This is a genomic window from Streptomyces sp. NPDC004031, from assembly GCF_053604375.1.
The window spans coordinates 18,194-35,167 of the sequence record NZ_JBSGHL010000077.1; the positions used below are offsets into that span (position 1 = coordinate 18,194).

The following is a 16,974-nucleotide window of genomic DNA, read 5'->3' on the forward strand; positions in this document are numbered from 1 at the left end:
ATAAGCGTGGGAACCCTTGCGCCTGCCGTTAAGGATGTGTTTCCCGGGATGTCTGCGGCATGGAGGCCAGGACGTGTGCCAGCGCCGTCCGGGAGCGCACCCCGAATCTGCGGTAGAGCCGCGACAGTGTGCCCTCGACCGTCTTGACGCTGATGAAGAGCTGGGCGGCGACCTCGCGGTTGGTCGCCCCGCCGCGGACCAGTTCGCTGATCCTGGCCTCGGCCGGGGTGAGCGCGGTGACCGCGAGGCCTCCCGCGCTCCCGTCCACCCGGGCGAGCTCGGCCGCGGCGCGCTCGGCCAGCGGCAGCGCCCCGGCGTCCGCGGCCAGTTGCCGGGCCTGCGCGAGGACGGTGCGCGCGGCCGTACGGTGCCGCGCCCGGCGCTCGACCGTGCCGAGCGCGGTCAGGGTGCGCACCAGGTCCACCGGGAGATCCAGCGGCAGCAGCCGCTCGGCGGAGGACCGCAGGAGCTGGGCGCCCTCGCCGGGCCGGCCCTCCGCCGCCGAACGGAGCCCCTCCGCCCGGTCGAACGCGGCCACCACGCTGCCCGGCATCCGCCCGGCGCGCCCGCGGGCCGCCCGCAGCACGCCCGCCGCGGCCGCGGTCTCGCCGAGCCGCACCAGCGCCTCGGCGAGGTCGGCGTACCAGCCGAGCAGGCAGGGGTCGGCGGCGCCCATCGAGGCGCCGAGGTCCACCGCCTCCCGCAGCGCCTCCGCCCCCTCGGCGACCTGCGCGCGCTCGCCCGCGAGCAGGCCGATCTGCCCGAGCACGGCCAGCGAGCGCAGCAGGAAGAGCTGGTCGCCGTCCTCGCGGGCGGCGGCCACCGCGCGGGCGGCGAGCGGGCGCGCCTCGGCCGCGGCGCCGCCGAAGGCCGTCGCGAGAGCCGACGCGTAGAGGGCGGGCGCCGAGGCCATGCCCGCCTCCGCGGCGATCGCGGCGCAGCGGGCCGCGGTGCCGAGCGCCTCCCGGCAGGCCCCGGCGCGCACATGGGCGCGGGTGAGCGCGACCAGCGAGGCCACGGTCGCCTCCACACCGTCCGACTCCCCCGCCGCCAGGAGCAGTTCGCCCAGGTCGCGGCTGGCCTCGGCGACCCGGTCGGACTCCAGGGCCAGCACCGCCCGCATCCGCTTGAGGTCGCGGCCGCGCGGGCCGTCGTCGGCGAGCCGCATCGCCCGCGCGAGCGCGGCCTCGGCCCCCGCCGCCTCACCGGCGAGCGAGCGCACCCGGGCGAGCGTGGAGAGCGCGGCGATCCGCAGTCCGCTGTTGCCCGCGCGGGCGGCGCACCGCTCGGCGTGCCCGGCGTGCCGGGCCGCCTCGTCCAGCGAGCCGGTCAGCAGGCCGCGCACCGCGGCCCAGTGGTAGAGCGGCGCCTCCAGCTCCGGCGCGCCGGCGGCGTCGCGCAGGCCCTCCTCGATGAGTTCGGCGTGGTCCCGCAGCGCCTGGCCCGCGCCGCGCAGCAGCACCAGCCGGGCGCGTACCCGGCCCCGGGCGGAGTCGGCGTGCGCGAGCACCGTGCGCGCGGCGCGCTCGCACTCCTCCCACCGCCCGGCGTCGCAGGCGAAGTCGGCGGCGTCCAGCAGGCGCTGGTCGTAGTCGGCGGGCCGGTCGGCCGGGGTCCTGCGCAGTGCCAGCTCGGCGAGTTCGACGGCGGCGTCCGGGTCGCCGCCTCGGCGGGCGGCGTGCGCGGCGGCCATCACGGCCGCCGCGACGGCGGCGTCCTCGCCGGGGTGGGCGAGCGCCAGGTGGCGTGCGGCCGCGGCGGGTTCGGTGACGGTCTCGGCCAGCCGGGCGTGCGCGGCCCGCCGCTCCCTCCCGTCCGCCGCGCCGTGCAGGGCCGCGCGCACCAGCGGGTGCCGGAAGCGCACGCGCTGCGCGGTGTCCGCGGCGGCCAGGCCCGCGCGTTCCGCCTCGGCGAGTGCGGCCTCCGGGTCGGTCACGCCCGCGGCCCGCAGCAGCGGCAGCGTCGGCCGCGCGGCCAGGCACGCCACGAGCAGGGCCCGGCGGGCGGACGCGGACAGACCGGCGGCGCCCTCCAGCACCCGGGCGCGCAGCGCGGCGGGCACCGGGAGGAAGCCCCCGTCCTCGGCGGGCACCCCGTCACGGGGCGCGTGCCGGGCCAGTTCCAGGGCGTACCAGGGGTTTCCGGCCGCCGTACGGAGCACGGCCCGCAGGACCCGCGGCGGCAGCCCGGCCCCGGCGGAGCGCAGCAGCCCGGCCACCGCGTCGTCGGGCAGCGGCGGTACGGCCAGTTCCGCAGTGTCCGGCGGCAGCCAGCCGGTCCGCTCGGGCCGCTCCCCCTCCGCGGTCCGCCGGGCGACGGCGATCCGGAGGTCGGCGTCGTCGGTCCGCCGGGCCGCGAACGCGAGGGCGTCGGCGCTGGGTTCGTCGAGCCACTGGACGCCGTCGAGGAGCAGCAGCACGGGCGACCTGGCGGCCAGCCGCCGCAGCACCTCCAGAACGGCGACGCGCACCATGAGCCGGTCCGGCCGGCCCGCCCCGCCGCGTCCCAGCGCGGTCAGCAGGCCGGTCCGCGGTCCCGAGGGCAGCTCGCCGATCAGCACGTCCGGCACCTTGGCGAAGAGGTCGACCAGGCCGAGGAAGGGCAGCTCCGCGTCCTCCGCCGCGGGCGCGCACCGCAGGACGGTCACGCCCTCGTACCGCAGCGCGCCCGCCACGGCCGCGAGCAGCGTGGACTTGCCGATGCCCGCGGGCCCGTACACGAACAGAGCGCCGCGCTCCCGCAGCCGGCCGGCCGCCTCCCGGACCAGCGCCTCCCGCCCCGCCGCGCCGTCCGGCGCGGAACCTGCGCCCCCGCCGCGGGGGGCGGACGGGCCGGACGGGACTTCGGGGGCGGCGGGGTCCGGCACGTCGTTGCCTCTCCTTCTGGTCGCACGCCGTCCGTACGGGGCGGCCGGCACCCTCGACCATTCCATGTGCTCATGACAACTACCGGAATACCGTGTGTCAATGCCGCGGGACGCTCCGCGACCCGGCCCGTACGCGCCCGAAGGCCCCCGGTGCGGGGGGCCTTCGGGCGGCAGGTCGGCCGGACGGCCGGGGCGGGTGTCAGACGCTGGGGGACGGTGAGGAGGTGGCCGGGGGCCCGCCGGGCGTTCCGGTGCCCGGGTAGAGCATGTCCTGGTCGAGCGTCACCCGGGTGACGGTGTTCGCGGAGTACGGGGCGAGGCCCGCGGTGGCCTTCACCGCGTCCTCGGCGAAGTAGAACTGGCCCGTGTGGCAGGTGCGTCCGCCCGTGTAGCCGTCGGCGGTGCGCCTGCCGCCGAGGGCGAGGGCACCGGCGGCGCGTCAGGAGCCGGGAGACGACGGCGTTGTCAGGCTCTTCGGGAGAGGTTCTCGACATGTGCCGGGACACCAGGGACGGTGCCTGTGAGCCGATGGTGAATGACGCGGCCCCATCGCGCCGACCTCTGACCGGTTCGTGGCTGGCCGCCCCGGCGGGGATCGTGCCCGGCGGCGGCGCCTGCCGTGAACCACCCTTCGGCGCTGGCGCCGTTGCCACCGGACCGGTCCGGGCCCGCCTCTGGTTGGATGCCGCCATGAGCGAAGACGTCCACTCGGAGTCCGGTCTGACGAAGAGCGTCTGGAGCGACGCCGACTTCGACACGATGGGATGGCACGACGCCACCGTCCACGGACTCTGCGTCCAGCCCTCCGCCACGGACGGCCCGCTGCCGCGCCTGCTCCTGGACATCGACTACATCGTCCGCTGGGTGCACCCGGTCGCACCGCGGACGCACTTCACCTTCTGGATCGCTCCGTCCACGCTCGTGTTCGACGACGTGTGGGACGTCGAGGGCGACCTCGACCTCAAGGGCATGGCCTTGAGCCTCGACATCGACCACATCCGGCGCTCGGCCCCGCAGGACAGCCCCGGCGGCCCCCGCTGGCACGTCGAGGGCCACTCCTTCGACCTCACGTTCCGGTCCACGGGATTCCACCAGTACGTACGGCGGACGCCGCGCCACGCCCAGCGGCTCACCCTCTCCCCGAGCGAGCGCGGCGGCGTCTCCTTCGCGGAAACCCCCTTCGCCTGACCCGCCACCCCCGCCCCGCGCGCACGCGCGTCCTGGGCCTACGGCCGCTGGTGTCCGCACGGAACGACCGCGCCGTCCCGATCGACCACCCCGGAGGAGTTCGCCGAGTTCACCCGGACCGTGACGCCCTGGGCATGGACGACGACGTCGAACGGGGACTCCTCGGGCTCCAGCTCCGTCACAACGGTGAACTGCTCACCGGGGCGCATCCAGTGGTCGGTCCCCCAGAGTTCCACCCCCAGGCAGAGCATGGGGCGTGGTCCGTCGGGGTTCGGCGCAGGTCTTGCGGTGGGCTGGTCGCTGGTACGCCATCCAGCAGAAGCGGTCTCCATGGGCGCTGAACAACCAGACCTTCCAGGAGTACCTGGCCACGGGCCTCGACGTCGCCTACCTCCTGACGGGACTCCAAGGCTGAAAACCAGGTCAGAGAGTCGTGTGGCACTGTTCCGCCATGAATGAGGACACGCCGGACTACGCTGCCCGCTGTCTGGCCGTATGGGAGGGCGAGTGCCCGCCGGGCGACATCGCTGCTGGTCATACCTTCAGGGAGCTCTACAGACGCTTTGTCCGGGGCGGCGACCTGCACGAGGTCGGCTGCCCGAGCGAGCCCCCGACCGAGCCCATCGCGACGTATGTGGCGGCGTTGCTGGAGCGGTGGCCCAACCTCACCGGGGACGTCGATGACCACCCGGTGTGGGACGACGGCTTGGTCGGCAACGAATCGGGTCCGCTGGTCTACTTCGGTGTGCGGTGGAAGATGGCCGAGGAGGTTTCGGCGTTTGCGGCACAGGTCGCGGCGTCCCTCGGGCTGGTCTGCTTCGACGTGTCGCACGGGAAGCTGCTGTCGTAGCAGGTACCTGTTTCGGACATGCGGCGAAAGCGGATGACGCAGCATGCGAGTTCCAGGAGGGCCTGGTGGAGGTCGTTCACTGCCGGATGATCGCGGAAATCGAGGCAGGAGGTTCCCGCGCCGCGCACCGAAGCGCGCGCACCGGCTGCGCCCGGCGGGCCGGACCGACCGGGGAACAGCTCCCGGCCACCCCCGACGCCGGTTCCGCATCGTCGAAGGCCCCGACCGACCGCCGAACGCCGGTGCGCCGCTCAGGCGATGAGGGTCCGCTTCGGGCGGACCACGCAGAATTCGTTGCCCTCCGGGTCGGCGAGGACCGTCCAGGACTCGTCGCCGTTCTGGCCGACGTCCACCCGGCGGGCGCCGAGGGCGAGGATGCGGGCGATCTCGGCCTCCCGGTCGTGCGGGGAGGAGGTCAGGTCGAGGTGGAGGCGGTTCTTCACGCTCTTGCGGTCGGTCACCGGCATGAAGCAGATGCCCACGGGGGACGTCTCGTCCGGGCCGATGACGACCTCGCGCTCCCGCTCGGAGAGGATCCGCCAGTCCAGGACCTCGGCCCAGAAGCGGGCCAGGGCGGGGAGGTCGTGTGCGTCGATGACGATGTGGTGCAGCGAGAGCGGCATGGCGGCCAGTGTGCCCCGCGCGGGGCCCGCGCGGGAGTGGGGCGGGGGGTCAGGCCGGGCGGGCGGCGCGCCAGGGGAGGGTGGCGGCGGGCGGGGCCGGGCGGGCGGGGAGCGAGAAGGCCTCGGTGCAGTGGGTGAGGTCCAGGACGCGGGCGACCGCCGTGGACAGCGCGGTCAGGGTCAGCTCGGCGCCCGTGGCCCGCGCCAGGGCGCGGGCGCGCAGCAGCGCGTTCAGCCCGGCGCAGTCGAAGAAGCCGACGCCGGCGAGGTCGATGTCGATGCCCTTCGGGGTGACCGCCAGGCAGTCGACGGCCGCCTGGTGGAGGATGTCGGCGGAGTCGAGGTCGATCTCCCCGCGGACCGTCAGCAGTGTGCGGCCGTGCAGCTCGGTCATCCGGATCGTGAGGCCGGACCGCAGATGCCTGATCACGCGTTGCGGCTGCGCCGTACGCCCCTGGGCGGTCTCGCCGTGGCGCACGCCCTCGCGCCGGAACCGTCCTTCACCTGCCATCGGCCATGACCTCCACTGGTCTTCCCGCCGCTCTTCCCGTGCCCCCGCCGCCCGTGCGGGCGACACCAGAGTGTGCCGCGGCGGCACCCCTGTCAAGTAATGCGCGAAATGTGATTCGTGTTTTGGCTGACCTGAATCTGTTGTCGTACGATGACCGGCATGGATGACGCCGCCCGCTCCCGTACCGGATGGACCTTCCTGACCAACCACGCGCGCGTCCTGGCCACGATCGCCCGCGACCCGGAGGTGCGCGTCCGGGACATCGCCGCGCAGTGCATGCTGACCGAGCGGGCCGTGCAGAAGATCATCGCCGACCTGGAGTCGGACGGGTATCTCAGCCACACGCGCGTCGGGCGCACGAACACCTACGAGATCCCGACCGGTACGTCGCTGCGCCACCCCGCCGACGCGGGTCCCACCGTCGCCGCGCTGCTCTCGCTCTTCTCGCTGGACACGGCGGCCCAGCCGCAGGCGGAAGGCACGCCCGCGCCCTGACCCCGGGCGGGCCCCACGCCCGCTGCGGCCGGGTGCGCCCTTCCCCCGCCCCCGGCCCGCCGATAGCGTCTTCCGGCAACGCCGGGGACCGGCGGGACGGCCCGGACGACGGGACGTGACCGGGACCCGGGACGGGGACGGGGGCGTGCGGATGGATCCGCTGACGGCGGTGACCGCGGGGCGGGCCGCCGCGGGACGGCGGTTCGCGTTCTACCTCGCCGTACAGCTGACGTCCGTCCTGGTGCCGGGTCTGGTCGCCGTCACCTGCTCGGGCCTGCTCCTCATACGCGCCCGGCACCCGGACCACCTCGGCCGCTCCGTCGAGAGCGCCGCCAGGACACTGCACGGGCCCGCCGTGATCCTGGTCGACGTGACCTGGCTGGCCGCGGCGTATGTGCTCGGCTACGTCGGCCGGGAGCTGGCCTTCCGTCTGCTCTCCGCCGCCGAGCTGGCCCTTCCCCGGCGGCGGGCGAGCACCGGGGCGCTGCGCGCGGAGCTGGAGGCCGTCTACGGGGCGGCGGCGCTGCGCCGCTGCCTGGACGCCCATCCCCTGCTGGGCCACCTGCTGCACACGGCGGGCCGCACCGTCACGCCCGCCGAGAGCATGCGGCGGCCCGGCGGGGCGCTGCGCGCGGGCAACGCCTACGAGGCCTTCAACTACGCCAAGTCCTGGCTGCGCACGCACAGCCCCCAGCTCGCGCCGGACGCGAACGAGGCCGAGATCAACGTGCTGCTCTCCACGCTGCTGCCGCTCGCCCTCGGTACGTGGACGGTCGTCGCCGTGGTGCCGCTGGGTCTCCCGCTCGCGACCGCGATCGTGCTGGCCGCCGCGGCCGCCGCGGCCCTCACCTTCGCGCAGGTGCTGCGCCTGCGCCGTATCGAGTGCTGGGAGGCGCTGCGCAATCTGCTGGAGGACCACGAGATGCGGCTCGCCGCCGCCCGGCTGCCCGCGGCCGCCGACCCGGCCCTCCCGGCGCAGGCGGCGCGGCCGGACCCGGAAGCCGACGCGGGCGCGGACGGCGGGGCGGTCCGAGGCGGCGGGGCGGCTCAGGGCGGCGGCGCCGCGTAGTGGCGCAGGTCGGGCAGGATGTCCTCGCGCACCGGCCCGGCCAGCGCCCACAGCGTCAGCCGCAGGTCCCGCACGGGCGCCAGGTGCGCGGCCACCGCGCGGTGGTTGCCGTCGAGCAGGACATGGCGGCCGGCGCCCGCCCGGTACACCGGGACGGTGAGGTCGAGGGGGCCGGTTCCGGCCGCGAAGGAGCGCCGCAGGGCGTCCACGGCGCGGCGGCGGTCGCCGGGCCAGCCGGGAAGGGCCCGCTCGGATTCGGCGACGCGCAGCGGGCGGCTCCCGGGCGCGTCCCACCGGCTCCCGGCCCCCGCGCCGTCGGTGTACCAGACGGTGAACAGCTCGGCCAGCCGCCGCCGCCCTGCGTCCCCCTCCAGCGTCTCGACCCCGACCCCGGCTCCCGCGCGGGCCAGCAGCGCCCAGTCGAGCCGCGCCCGGATGTCCGCCCGGAAGCGCCCGGCGAAGTCACCGAGCTCCATCGCCGCTCCCCTGCCCCCGACCGCACTGCTCCCGGCCGACCCTCTCCCGCCCGCCCCGCACCCGCGCGGCGAACCGCAGCGCCACCTGGCGCCAGACCCGGGCGGTCTCCCGGTCGTCGCGCAGGGCCGCGCGGTGCAGCGCGTCGCGGTCCACCCCGTAGCGCTCCAGCCGGGCCGTGGACCACCGGGCGATGTTGCGCGCGGCGGCCTCGGGGTGGAACTGCACGCCCCACGCGCACTCCCCGACCCGCAACGCCTGGTGGGCGCATTTCTCGCTGCTCGCGAGCCAGTGCGCCCCGTCCGGCAGGCGCACGATCGCGTCGACGTGGTTCTCCACCGCCTTCGGCCGCTGTGGCAGCCCCCGGAACAGCGGGTCGTCCGCCGCCTCCAGGCGCAGCGTCAGCTGCGTGCTGCCGAACTCCGGCTCCCCGTGCTCCCCCGCGACCGCTCCGCCCGCGACCTGGGCGAGCATCTGGCCGCCCAGACAGATGCCGAACACCGGGACGTCCCGCTCCAGCGCCTGCCGCATCAACGCCCTGGTGCCCGCGAGCCACGGGGCCCGCGTGTCGTCGCCGGGAAGGTACCCGCCGCCCAGCACGACCAGCGCCTGGTGCTCCAGCCGCTCCGGCAGCGCCTCCCCCGTGTCCGCCCGTACCACGTCCATGCCGACACCGCCCTCGGCGAGCCAGCCGGACCACCGTCCGGGCCCGCCGTGCGGACCGTTCTGCACCACCAGCGCCGTCGCCTCGCCCGCCATGACCGGACCGCCCCCTTCCGTCCGGCTCGGCCCGGACCCGCCCGCCGCCACATGATCCGGGGCGGTGGGCAGCGTAGCCGCCGCCCGCGGCGGCGGACCAGAGCGGCGGACCGGGGCGGCGGGCCCCGGCGGTGGACCGCGCCGGGCCGCGGACCGCTCACGTAGCATGGGACAAACGGACATTTCACCCCCGAGCGGGGTGGTGTCCGGTGCTCGCAGCGTGCCGGACGAAGGCGGTGAGCCCATGGGCACGTCGTCCACCGCGCGCCGGGCCGGGCCCGGCGCGATGGCGATCGGGGCGCGGCTGCTGCCGTTCGCGGTCCTGGTCGTCGTAGGGGTGCTGCTCGTGGTCGCGGCGCCGGGGGACCACTACGGGCTGCTGCTGTCCGTCGTGCCGTTCCTGGCGGCGGCCGTGCACGGGGCGTACGTCACCGCGCTGCTCGGTGTCGCGGTGGTCGCCGTCTACGGCTCGCTGAGCCTGACGCGGGAGGACGACGGCACCGATGTGACGCTCATCAAGATCGCCTTCCTGGCGGTGGCCTCGGCGACGGCGGTGCTGTTCAGCCAGGCCAGGGCGCGGGAGCGGACGCTGAACAAGGCGCAGGACGTCGCGCTGGGGCTGCAGCGCGGCCTCATGCCCGCGTCACTGGCCGGGAACCACGCGGTGGAGGTGTGCCACCGCTACGTGCCCACCGACAGCGAGGCGGGCGTCGGGGGCGACTGGTGCGACGTGATCCGGCTGTCCGGGGCGCGCGTCGGGCTCGTCGTCGGCGACGTCGTCGGGCACGGGGTGCACGCGGCGGCCACCATGGGGCGCTTGCGCACGGCGGTGCGCACCCTGGCCGACCTCGACCTGCCACCGGACGAGCTGCTGTCGCGGATGGACGACCTGGCCGCCCAGCTGGCCGACGAGGACGAGACCCGCGACCTCGGCGCGACGCTGCTGTACGCGGTGTACGACCCGGTCGCGGGCACGTGCACGCTGGCCGGAGCGGGCCACCTGCCGCCCGCGGTGCTCGGGCCCGGCGGGGAGCTGGACTTCCCTCAGCTGCCGGAGCACCCGCCGCTCGGCGTGGGCGGCACCCCGTTCGCCACCACGACCCTGGACGTCGCCGACGGCACCGTGCTCGCGCTGTTCACCGACGGCCTGCTCGACCTGCGCCACCGCGCGCCGGAGGCCGCGTTCGCCGACATCGCCGCGGCGCTGCGCCCGGCGGGCCGCCCGCTGGCGGAGATCTGCGACAGCGTCTACCGGGTCGCGCCCGCGGACGGGGACGACGACGTCACGGTGCTGCTGGCCCGCGCCCACGCCGTGGACACCGGCCATGTCGCGGCGTGGGAATTCCCCGTGGACGCCCGCTCCCCCGCCGAGGCGCGCGCAGCGGCGAGCCGCCGACTGGCCGCGTGGGGTCTGGAGGAGGCCTCCTTCGCCACCGAACTGATGGTCACCGAGCTCGTGACGAACGCCGTGCGGTACGCCTCCGGTCCCGTCGTGCTGCGGCTGGTCATGACCGACGCGCTGATCTGCGAGGTCTCCGACACCAGCAGCACCGCGCCGCACATGCGGCTGCCCCGTCTCCTGGACGAGGGGGGCCGCGGCCTCTACATCGTCGGCAGCCTGGCCCACCGCTGGGGCACCCGCTACACCGACACCGGAAAGACCATCTGGGTGGAGCAGTCCCTCCCGTCCCCGCCGCGCGGCGGCGGCGCGGCGGCCTGACCACGGGTCGGCGCGGGCCGCGAGGGGCCCCGGGCGCGGCCGCACCGACACCGGCAGCCTGTTTCGCTCCCTTTGCACATAAGTCCTCCCCGACCGGCGCCAGGTTTGCCGCAAAGGCCGTGCACTTGGCGCAGTCTTGACCGAACCACCGTCTTGACTTAGGCCTAGAGCCAGCCAAATATGTGTGCTGCGCCACAGAAGATCCCTCTGTCCGCCGCGCCGCTCGCCCCCACGCCGAGCGCCACCGGCGATCTCCGGACCCGGCCCGGCGACGAATGCGCCGCTCCGGTCCGGCCCTGCACCACGAGCGGAAGGCACCCCCCACACTTCCGGAGGCATATGTGCCGGCTATACCCACACTCCGACGCAGGACGCAACTGCTGATCGCGTTCCTGCTCGCGCTGGCGATCGCGGTGCCGTTCCTCGGCACGACGGCGACGCGCGCCGCGGCGGCCTCGTCGGGGCCCTGCGACATCTACGCGTCCGGCGGCACGCCGTGCGCGGCGGCGTACAGCACCACCCGGGCGATGTTCGCCTCGTACAACGGCCCGCTGTACCAGATCCAGCGGGCCTCGGACGGCGGCACGCTGAACATCGGCCTCGCCTCGGCGGGCGGTCCGGTGAACGCGGCACCGCAGGTGTCCTTCTGCTCCGGCACCGCGTGCACCATCACCCAGCTCTACGACCAGACGTCCAACGCCAACAACCTGCCTATCTCACCCGGCAGTTCCTGCGCCGGCTGCTCGGGCAGCCTGTCGGGCCCCGGCCCGAACGGCTCGGACATCGGCGCGGACGCGATGGCGCTGCCGGTCACGATCGGCGGCAGGGCCGCGTACGGCGTGCTGTTCGACAACATCGGCACCGGTTACCGCAACAACGCCGCCAGGAACGTGCCCACCGGCTCGCAGCCCGAGGGCCTGTACATGCTCACGTCGTCCAACCTCACCAGCAACAGCTGCTGCTTCGACTTCGGCTCGGCCGAGACCGACGACTCGGACGACGGCAACGCGACCATGAACGCGATCTACTACGGCTCCGCGTGCTGGACCGGCGGCTGCACCGGGTCGGGCCCCTGGGTCGGCGGCGACCTGGAGAACGGCATGTACTTCAGCGCCGCCGGGCCCAACCCGTCGAACATCACCGGCGAGAGGGGCTCGTTCGTGAGCGCCTGGGAGAAGAACAACGGCACCACGAACTTCACGCTGAAGTACGGCAGCGGCCAGTCCGGCGGGCTGACGCAGGCGTATTCCGGCGCCCTGCCGAACGGCTACAACCCGATGAAGGTGCAGCCCTCCATCGAGCTGGGCACCGGCGGCGACAACAGCCCCATGGGCACGGGCGAGTTCTTCGAGGGGGCCGTCACCAAGGGCTTCCCCAGTGACGCGACCGAGAACTCCGTGCAGGCCAACATCACCGCGGCCGGGTACGCGAACAACACCACCACGTTCCCGGCGCCCACCCAGTCCACGGTGAGCCTGCGGGCCCACGCCAACGGCAAGTACGTGGACGCCCGCGACAGCAGCACCTCGCTCATCGCCGACGCTGCCTCGATCGGCACGAACGAGACCTTCACCATGGTGGCCAACAACAACGGCACCGTGAACCTCAAGGCGCGGTCCGACGGCCAGTGGGTCACCGCCGAGAGCAACGGCAACTCGCCGCTGATCGCCAACCGCGGCGCGCCGGGGCCGTGGGAGACCTTCTCCCTCCTGCACAACCCCGACGGCAGCGTGAGCCTGCGTGCCTACAACAACCAGCACCTCGTCACCGCCGAGAACGCCGGGGCGGCGGCGCTGATCGCCAACCGCACGGCGGTCGGCCCCTGGGAGGAGTTCGACCTCGTCACCGACTGACCTCCGGGCGGTCGCGGTCGCCGTCCCCGCCCGGTCCGCCGGGCGGGGACGTCTGCCGGTCGTGCGGCCGGTGGGCGAAGACCCAGCGGTTGCCCTCCAGGGCGTCGTTCGGCTCGGGGAGCGGGCCGCGGCCGTGCCGGCGGGTGAAGTCGAAGGGGGTGCTGACCTCGGTGGACCAGCCCCTGGCGGACAGGGCTCCGGCGGAGTCGGGGCGGGGCTGGCGGTCGAAGAGCGTGAGCAGGTCGATGCCGATCTGGCGGTGGGTCGCGACGTACAGGGGGCTGTCGCGGTAGTCCAGCAGGTCGCGTTCGAGCTTGACCTCGTACGCGAGGGCGCTGCCGGGCGTGGTCAGCCGGTCGACGGTGTCGATCAGCCTTGTCTCGGCGGCGCGCGGCAGGTAGAACAGCAGGCCCTCGGCCAGCCAGACGCTCGGCGCGGCGGGGTCGAAACCGGCCCCGGTCAGCGCCCCGGCCCAGTCGTCGCGCAGATCGACGGGTACGGGGACGCGTGCCGCCTTCGGCGCGGCCGACAGCCCGGCGAGCACCCGGTGCTTGAAGTCGAGCACCCCTTCCCGGTCGATCTCGAAGACCGTGCAGCCGTCCGGCAGGTCGAGCCGGAAGGCCCTGGTGTCGAGTCCCGCGCCGAGCAGCACCACCTGGCGGGCCCCGGCCTCGCGCGCCGACCGCCGTACGAAGTCGTCGAGGACCCGGGTACGCAGGCCGAAGTAGCGGGCGAAGCGGCCCCACAGCGGATTCGCGTCCCCGTCCGGGACCTGCTCGATGCGCAGCGGCCACCGCGCGCACGCGGGCGCAGCCCGTACGAAGTGCTCCGCGTAGGGGTCCTGGGCGAGGCTGTCGGGCCGGTGGGTCTCCAGCGCGCGGGCCGCCGCGACCAGGAACGCGGTCAGGCCGACGCCCCCTTGCGCGTCCTCGTGCATGTCCTCCCGCGCGCCGTCTCCCCCGGCCTCGCGCATATCGGTGTTCTGCTCCGCCGTGCCGGCCATGTGTGCTCCCTCGGTGTGAGTGACGTCCCCGTCTGCCGTTGCGTGCCGCCGACCGCACCGCCCCTCACGGCGCCCTCCCGTCGGGGATCAGCACGGGTTTGACCACCCGGCCCGCGTCGCAGTCGCGTTCGGCCTCGTTGACGCCGCTCAGCGGATACGTGCGGATCAGCTCGTCGAAGGGGAAGCGCCCGGCCCGCCACAGGCCGATCAGCCGCGGGACGAGCAGCCCCGGCACCGCGTCCCCCTCGCAGATGTGGGAGATCCGCCGCCCCCGGTCGAGGGTGCCGACCTCCAGCGGGAGCGGGCCGTGCAGCCGGGCCACCAGCCCGAGCCGGCCGCGCGGGCGCAGTGCCCGCAGCGCGTCGTTGATCAGGGCCGCCGACCCGGTGGTGTCCAGCGCGTACTGCGCGCCGCCGTCGGTCCGCTGCCGGATACGGTCGGGCAGTCCGTCCTGCGCGGCGTGCAGCACGGTGGCCCCCAGCCGCTCCGCGAGGGCGAGCCGTTCGGGGTGCCGGTCGACGGCCACCGTGACCGCCCCGGCGGCCGTGGCGGCCATGACCGCCGCCAGGCCCACCGCGCCCGCGCCGAACACCGCGAGGGTGTCGCCCGCCTGGGCGCCGAAGGAGTGGAGGACCGCGCCCGCGCCGGTGAGGAAGCCGCAGCCGAGCGGCCCGAGCAGTTCGAGGGGCAGCGACGGGTCGACGCGGACGGCGTTGCGGGCCGGGACCACGGCGTAGTCGGCGAACGACGACTGCCCGAACCACCGGGGCGCGAGCGCTCCCCCGGCCGCGTCGGTGAACCGCGCCGCGTGCTCGGTGCGGCCGCCGAAGAGGTTGAGCGAGGCGAAGGAGTCGCAGTACGCGGGGGCGGCGGCCCGGCAGTTGCGGCAGCGCCCGCAGGAGTCGAAGCTCAGCACGACGTGGTCGCCCACGCTCAGCCCGGTGCCGGGTCCGCCCGTCCCCACGACGACCCCGGACCCCTCGTGGCCGAGCACCGCGGGCAGCGGCGAGCGGCCCGCCGAGCGCCGTACCGCGAGGTCGGTCCGGCACATCCCGCTGCCGGCGACCCGTACCAGGACCTCGCCGTCGGCCGGGCCCGACTCCAGCACCACCTCCTCGACGGTGAACGGGCCGTCGTACGCGCGCAGCACCGCCGCGCCGAACCTCAGCGCCACGCGGACCCGCCCCCGTCCGGGTCCGGCTGCGCGGGGCGGTGCAGGACGAACGGCTGGAGGTTGCCGTACAGGCCCCACGGTCCGCCCGCGACGCCGACGCCGCTGTCCTTGGTGCCCGCGAAGGGCTGGGCGAGGGACAGTTCGGCGTGGTGGTTGATCCACACCGTCCCGCACTCCAGCCGGCCGGCCACCTCCTCGGCCCGGTCGAGGTCGGTCCCCCAGACGGAGCCGCCCAGTCCGAAGCCGGTGGCGTTGGCCGCCGCGAGGGCCTCGTCGAGGTGCCGGTACGTCAGCACCGGCAGCACCGGCCCGAACTGCTCCTCGGCCACCACCGCGCTGCCGGGGGCGGCCCCGGTCAGGACGGTCGGGGCGAAGAACCAGCCCGGTCGGTCGAGCCGGTGGCCCCCGGCCGCGGCGCGGGCGCCGTCCGCGAGGGCGCGGGCGGTGACGTCCGCGACCCGGGCCAGCTGGGGTGCGTTGTTGAGCGGCCCCAGCTGCGTGTCCGGGTCGAGCCCGGGGCCGACGACGACGGACCGGGCGCGCTGCGCGAGCGCCTCGACCACCCGGGAGTGCAGCCGGGCGGGGGCGTAGACGCGCTTGACCGCCATGCAGACCTGCCCGCAGTTGCGGAAGGCCGCCCAGAACAGCCGGTCGGCGATCCGCTCCACGTCCACGTCGTCCAGCAGCACCGCCGCGTCGTTGCCGCCCAGTTCGAGGGTGACGCGGGCGAGCGAGGCCGCCGCGCCCGCCGCGACGGCCCGCCCGGTGGGGATCGACCCGGTGAAGGTCACATGGCGGATGCCCGGGTGGGCCGCGAGGCGCGCGCCGAGCGGCTCGCGGCCGGTCACGACCGTCAGCACGTCCTCGGGCAGCGCCGCCGCGACGACCGACACCAGCAGCCGTGTGGCCAGCGGCGTGAACGGCGACGGTTTGAGCACCACCGTGTTGCCCGCGGCCAGCGCGGGCGCGAACTTCGCGGAGGCGAGCTGCAGCGGGAAGTTCCACGGGACGATCGCGGCGACCGGCCCGAGCGGGCGCCAGCGCAGCTCGCTGCGTACCGGACGCCCGTCGTCGACACGGACCCGTCCGGGCTCCAGCGCGGCGAAGTAGCGCATCCGGGCCGCTGTGCGGGCGACCTCCGCGTACGACTCCGCGAGGGGTTTGCCCTGCTCGCGGGTGAGCAGCGGGGCGAGGCCGTCGCGGGCCGCCTCCACCGCGTCGGCCGCCGCGAGCAGCGCGGCGGTGCGGGCCGCGCGGTCGCCCCGCCAGCCGGGCCAGGCCGCGCGGGACCGCGCGACGACGTCGTCCAGTTCGTCCGGCCGCTGGTCGGGGGCCTCGTCGAAGGCCTCGCCGGTGGCGGGGTCGACGACCTCGAAGCGCGCGCCGCGGGCCTGCCGCACGGGCAGCGGCTGATGCCTCGTCATGCGGCGGTCAGCCCGCGGCGGCGACGCCGGCGGTCAGCTCCCGGGCGTGCCGGTCCATCTCCGCCCGGAAGGCGGCCACCAGGTGCGGCTGGATCCTGCCGGTGTTGCGGTCGCCGCCCTCGCAGACCGCGCCGCGCACCCCCACGATGTCCGTGCCGATCCGGGTCAGCACACCGAGGTCGGCGGCCTTGACGCTGCCGGCGAGCGCCGCGCGCAGGCCCGCCTCGTGGGCCTGCCGGACGAACTGCGCGCAGGCGTCCGGCGGGACGTGGTCGAACAGCCCGCTGCCGTCCTTGACCGCGGTGTCGAGCATCGCGGCGTCGCAGCCGGAGCGCCGGGCGACGTCGGGCAGCGCGAGCGGGTTGAGGCAGCCGATCCGATGGGCGTCGGCGTAGCCGGAGGCCACCACGAACGCCTCCGGCCGGTGGTCCTTCACCGCCCGGACGACCCCGCGCATCACCTCGACGCCCTGCTCGGGCGTGGTGCATCCGTAGAGTCCGACCTTGATGTACGACGCGCCGGACACCACCGCGCCGAGCGCGGCCTGGGCGACCGTCCCCGGCTTGTACGGCACGTCGCCGACGGTGGCCGAGACCGGTGTGCCCGCCGGGACCGCGTCGCGGATCTCCCGGATGACCCAGGGGAAGTTCGCGCCGAGCGAGCCCTCGTCGGGCTTCTTGACGTCGACGATGTCGAGGTGCTCGGCCGCCTTCGCGCAGTCGAGGGCCTCCTCGACGCTGTCCGGGGAGATGAGAAGCAACACCGGGGACTCCTTTTCCTCGCAGGGTCCGCCCGGCTCACGGCCGTGACGCGGACGCCGCCCGGATCACGTGCGGTGTGCTCATCATCCGGGCGGCCCCCGCCCGCGGGCAGGGCGTGCGGGGGCGGTGCGGGTCACGGCAGGCGCCGCCTCACGCCGGTCCGTCGCGCCGCCCGCGCCGGTCCGGACGGGCGGCGCGCGCGGC

Annotated in this window: 18 protein-coding genes; 7 read left to right on the forward strand and 11 right to left on the reverse strand. The window is 75.4% G+C overall.

The features are described from left to right. Nucleotides 1-28: 28 nt before the first annotated feature. A complete protein-coding gene (locus ACWERV_RS33135) occupies nucleotides 29-2,866 on the reverse strand; it encodes a helix-turn-helix transcriptional regulator (protein ID WP_452940232.1) in 2,838 nt (945 codons plus the stop codon). Nucleotides 2,867-3,065: 199 nt separating this feature from the next. Further along, a complete protein-coding gene (locus ACWERV_RS33140) occupies nucleotides 3,066-3,203 on the reverse strand; it encodes a hypothetical protein (RefSeq protein ID WP_452940234.1) in 138 nt (45 codons plus the stop codon). A gap of 353 nt (nucleotides 3,204-3,556) precedes the next feature. Between ACWERV_RS33140 and ACWERV_RS33145 the strand changes: the two genes are divergently transcribed. After that, nucleotides 3,557-4,054 carry a hypothetical protein gene (locus ACWERV_RS33145; RefSeq protein ID WP_452940235.1) on the forward strand — a complete coding sequence of 166 codons (498 nt, stop codon included), beginning with the start codon at nucleotides 3,557-3,559 and terminating at the stop codon, nucleotides 4,052-4,054. A 38-nt stretch (nucleotides 4,055-4,092) separates the two neighbouring features. Here ACWERV_RS33145 and ACWERV_RS33150 read toward each other — a convergent pair whose 3' ends face one another. After that, entirely contained in the window at nucleotides 4,093-4,290 is a 198-nt protein-coding gene (locus tag ACWERV_RS33150) for a hypothetical protein (protein ID WP_452940237.1), read from the reverse strand. 47 nt (nucleotides 4,291-4,337) lie between these two features. Here ACWERV_RS33150 and ACWERV_RS33155 point away from each other — a divergent pair, with 47 nt between their 5' ends. Further along, a complete protein-coding gene (locus tag ACWERV_RS33155; RefSeq protein WP_452940239.1) occupies nucleotides 4,338-4,469 on the forward strand; it encodes a hypothetical protein in 132 nt (43 codons plus the stop codon). 36 nt (nucleotides 4,470-4,505) lie between these two features. Beyond that, the gene (locus ACWERV_RS33160) at nucleotides 4,506-4,904 is read left to right on the forward strand and encodes a hypothetical protein (RefSeq protein WP_452940240.1); all 399 of its coding nucleotides are present in this window, start codon (nucleotides 4,506-4,508) and stop codon (nucleotides 4,902-4,904) included. A 251-nt stretch (nucleotides 4,905-5,155) separates the two neighbouring features. Here the strand turns inward: ACWERV_RS33160 and ACWERV_RS33165 are convergent, their stop codons facing one another. Together ACWERV_RS33165 and ACWERV_RS33170 are read right to left on the reverse strand one after the other, a co-directional pair. Beyond that, the gene (locus tag ACWERV_RS33165; protein WP_452940242.1) at nucleotides 5,156-5,527 is read right to left on the reverse strand and encodes a VOC family protein; all 372 of its coding nucleotides are present in this window, start codon (nucleotides 5,525-5,527) and stop codon (nucleotides 5,156-5,158) included. Between the two features lie 49 nt (nucleotides 5,528-5,576). Next, entirely contained in the window at nucleotides 5,577-6,038 is a 462-nt protein-coding gene (locus ACWERV_RS33170) for an STAS domain-containing protein (protein ID WP_452940243.1), read from the reverse strand. Nucleotides 6,039-6,197: 159 nt separating this feature from the next. Between ACWERV_RS33170 and ACWERV_RS33175 the strand changes: the two genes are divergently transcribed. Together ACWERV_RS33175 and ACWERV_RS33180 are read left to right on the forward strand one after the other, a co-directional pair. Further along, a complete protein-coding gene (locus ACWERV_RS33175; RefSeq protein WP_452940245.1) occupies nucleotides 6,198-6,533 on the forward strand; it encodes a helix-turn-helix transcriptional regulator in 336 nt (111 codons plus the stop codon). 115 nt (nucleotides 6,534-6,648) lie between these two features. Further along, entirely contained in the window at nucleotides 6,649-7,602 is a 954-nt protein-coding gene (locus ACWERV_RS33180; RefSeq protein ID WP_452940246.1) for a hypothetical protein, read from the forward strand. On the opposite strand, the gene ACWERV_RS33185 is transcribed toward ACWERV_RS33180, so the two are convergent. Together ACWERV_RS33185 and ACWERV_RS33190 are read right to left on the reverse strand one after the other, a co-directional pair. Further along, nucleotides 7,581-8,078 (reverse strand): hypothetical protein, encoded by a 498-nt coding sequence (locus ACWERV_RS33185; protein WP_452940247.1) that lies wholly within the window; start codon nucleotides 8,076-8,078, stop codon nucleotides 7,581-7,583. The genes ACWERV_RS33180 and ACWERV_RS33185 overlap by 22 nt on opposite strands. Beyond that, nucleotides 8,065-8,835, reverse strand: coding sequence for a type 1 glutamine amidotransferase (locus ACWERV_RS33190; RefSeq protein WP_452940249.1), 771 nt, complete (start codon nucleotides 8,833-8,835; stop codon nucleotides 8,065-8,067). The genes ACWERV_RS33185 and ACWERV_RS33190 overlap by 14 nt, the downstream gene beginning before the upstream one ends. A gap of 244 nt (nucleotides 8,836-9,079) precedes the next feature. Between ACWERV_RS33190 and ACWERV_RS33195 the strand changes: the two genes are divergently transcribed. Both ACWERV_RS33195 and ACWERV_RS33200 read left to right on the forward strand, forming a co-directional pair. Continuing rightward, entirely contained in the window at nucleotides 9,080-10,555 is a 1,476-nt protein-coding gene (locus ACWERV_RS33195; protein WP_452940251.1) for a SpoIIE family protein phosphatase, read from the forward strand. A 341-nt stretch (nucleotides 10,556-10,896) separates the two neighbouring features. Further along, a complete protein-coding gene (locus ACWERV_RS33200) occupies nucleotides 10,897-12,408 on the forward strand; it encodes an arabinofuranosidase catalytic domain-containing protein (RefSeq protein WP_452940253.1) in 1,512 nt (503 codons plus the stop codon). Here the strand turns inward: ACWERV_RS33200 and ACWERV_RS33205 are convergent. The 4 genes from ACWERV_RS33205 to ACWERV_RS33220 all read right to left on the reverse strand — a co-directional run bounded on the left by ACWERV_RS33205 (nucleotide 12,398) and on the right by ACWERV_RS33220 (nucleotide 16,772). After that, a complete protein-coding gene (locus tag ACWERV_RS33205; protein ID WP_452940254.1) occupies nucleotides 12,398-13,411 on the reverse strand; it encodes a class I SAM-dependent methyltransferase in 1,014 nt (337 codons plus the stop codon). The genes ACWERV_RS33200 and ACWERV_RS33205 overlap by 11 nt on opposite strands. A 64-nt stretch (nucleotides 13,412-13,475) precedes the next feature. Further along, nucleotides 13,476-14,579, reverse strand: coding sequence for a zinc-binding dehydrogenase (locus ACWERV_RS33210; RefSeq protein WP_452940258.1), 1,104 nt, complete (start codon nucleotides 14,577-14,579; stop codon nucleotides 13,476-13,478). Beyond that, nucleotides 14,576-16,009 (reverse strand): aldehyde dehydrogenase family protein, encoded by a 1,434-nt coding sequence (locus tag ACWERV_RS33215; RefSeq protein ID WP_452940256.1) that lies wholly within the window; start codon nucleotides 16,007-16,009, stop codon nucleotides 14,576-14,578. The genes ACWERV_RS33210 and ACWERV_RS33215 overlap by 4 nt, the downstream gene beginning before the upstream one ends. 7 nt (nucleotides 16,010-16,016) lie before the next feature. Further along, nucleotides 16,017-16,772, reverse strand: coding sequence for a (5-formylfuran-3-yl)methyl phosphate synthase (locus ACWERV_RS33220; RefSeq protein ID WP_398183676.1), 756 nt, complete (start codon nucleotides 16,770-16,772; stop codon nucleotides 16,017-16,019). Nucleotides 16,773-16,974: the final 202 nt, after the last annotated feature.

Excerpts from the sequence above, each read along its gene's own strand:
- ACWERV_RS33145 (WP_452940235.1), top strand. The coding sequence starts at position 3,557 with ATGAGCGAAGACGTCCACTCGGAGTCCGGTCTGACGAAGAGCGTCTGG.
- ACWERV_RS33160 (WP_452940240.1), top strand. The coding sequence starts at position 4,506 with ATGAATGAGGACACGCCGGACTACGCTGCCCGCTGTCTGGCCGTATGG.
- ACWERV_RS33165 (WP_452940242.1), bottom strand. The coding sequence starts at position 5,527 with ATGCCGCTCTCGCTGCACCACATCGTCATCGACGCACACGACCTCCCC.
- ACWERV_RS33170 (WP_452940243.1), bottom strand. The coding sequence starts at position 6,038 with ATGGCAGGTGAAGGACGGTTCCGGCGCGAGGGCGTGCGCCACGGCGAG.
- ACWERV_RS33175 (WP_452940245.1), top strand. The coding sequence starts at position 6,198 with ATGGATGACGCCGCCCGCTCCCGTACCGGATGGACCTTCCTGACCAAC.
- ACWERV_RS33185 (WP_452940247.1), bottom strand. The coding sequence starts at position 8,078 with ATGGAGCTCGGTGACTTCGCCGGGCGCTTCCGGGCGGACATCCGGGCG.
- ACWERV_RS33190 (WP_452940249.1), bottom strand. The coding sequence starts at position 8,835 with ATGGCGGGCGAGGCGACGGCGCTGGTGGTGCAGAACGGTCCGCACGGC.
- ACWERV_RS33195 (WP_452940251.1), top strand. The coding sequence starts at position 9,080 with ATGGGCACGTCGTCCACCGCGCGCCGGGCCGGGCCCGGCGCGATGGCG.
- ACWERV_RS33205 (WP_452940254.1), bottom strand. The coding sequence starts at position 13,411 with ATGGCCGGCACGGCGGAGCAGAACACCGATATGCGCGAGGCCGGGGGA.
- ACWERV_RS33215 (WP_452940256.1), bottom strand. The coding sequence starts at position 16,009 with ATGACGAGGCATCAGCCGCTGCCCGTGCGGCAGGCCCGCGGCGCGCGC.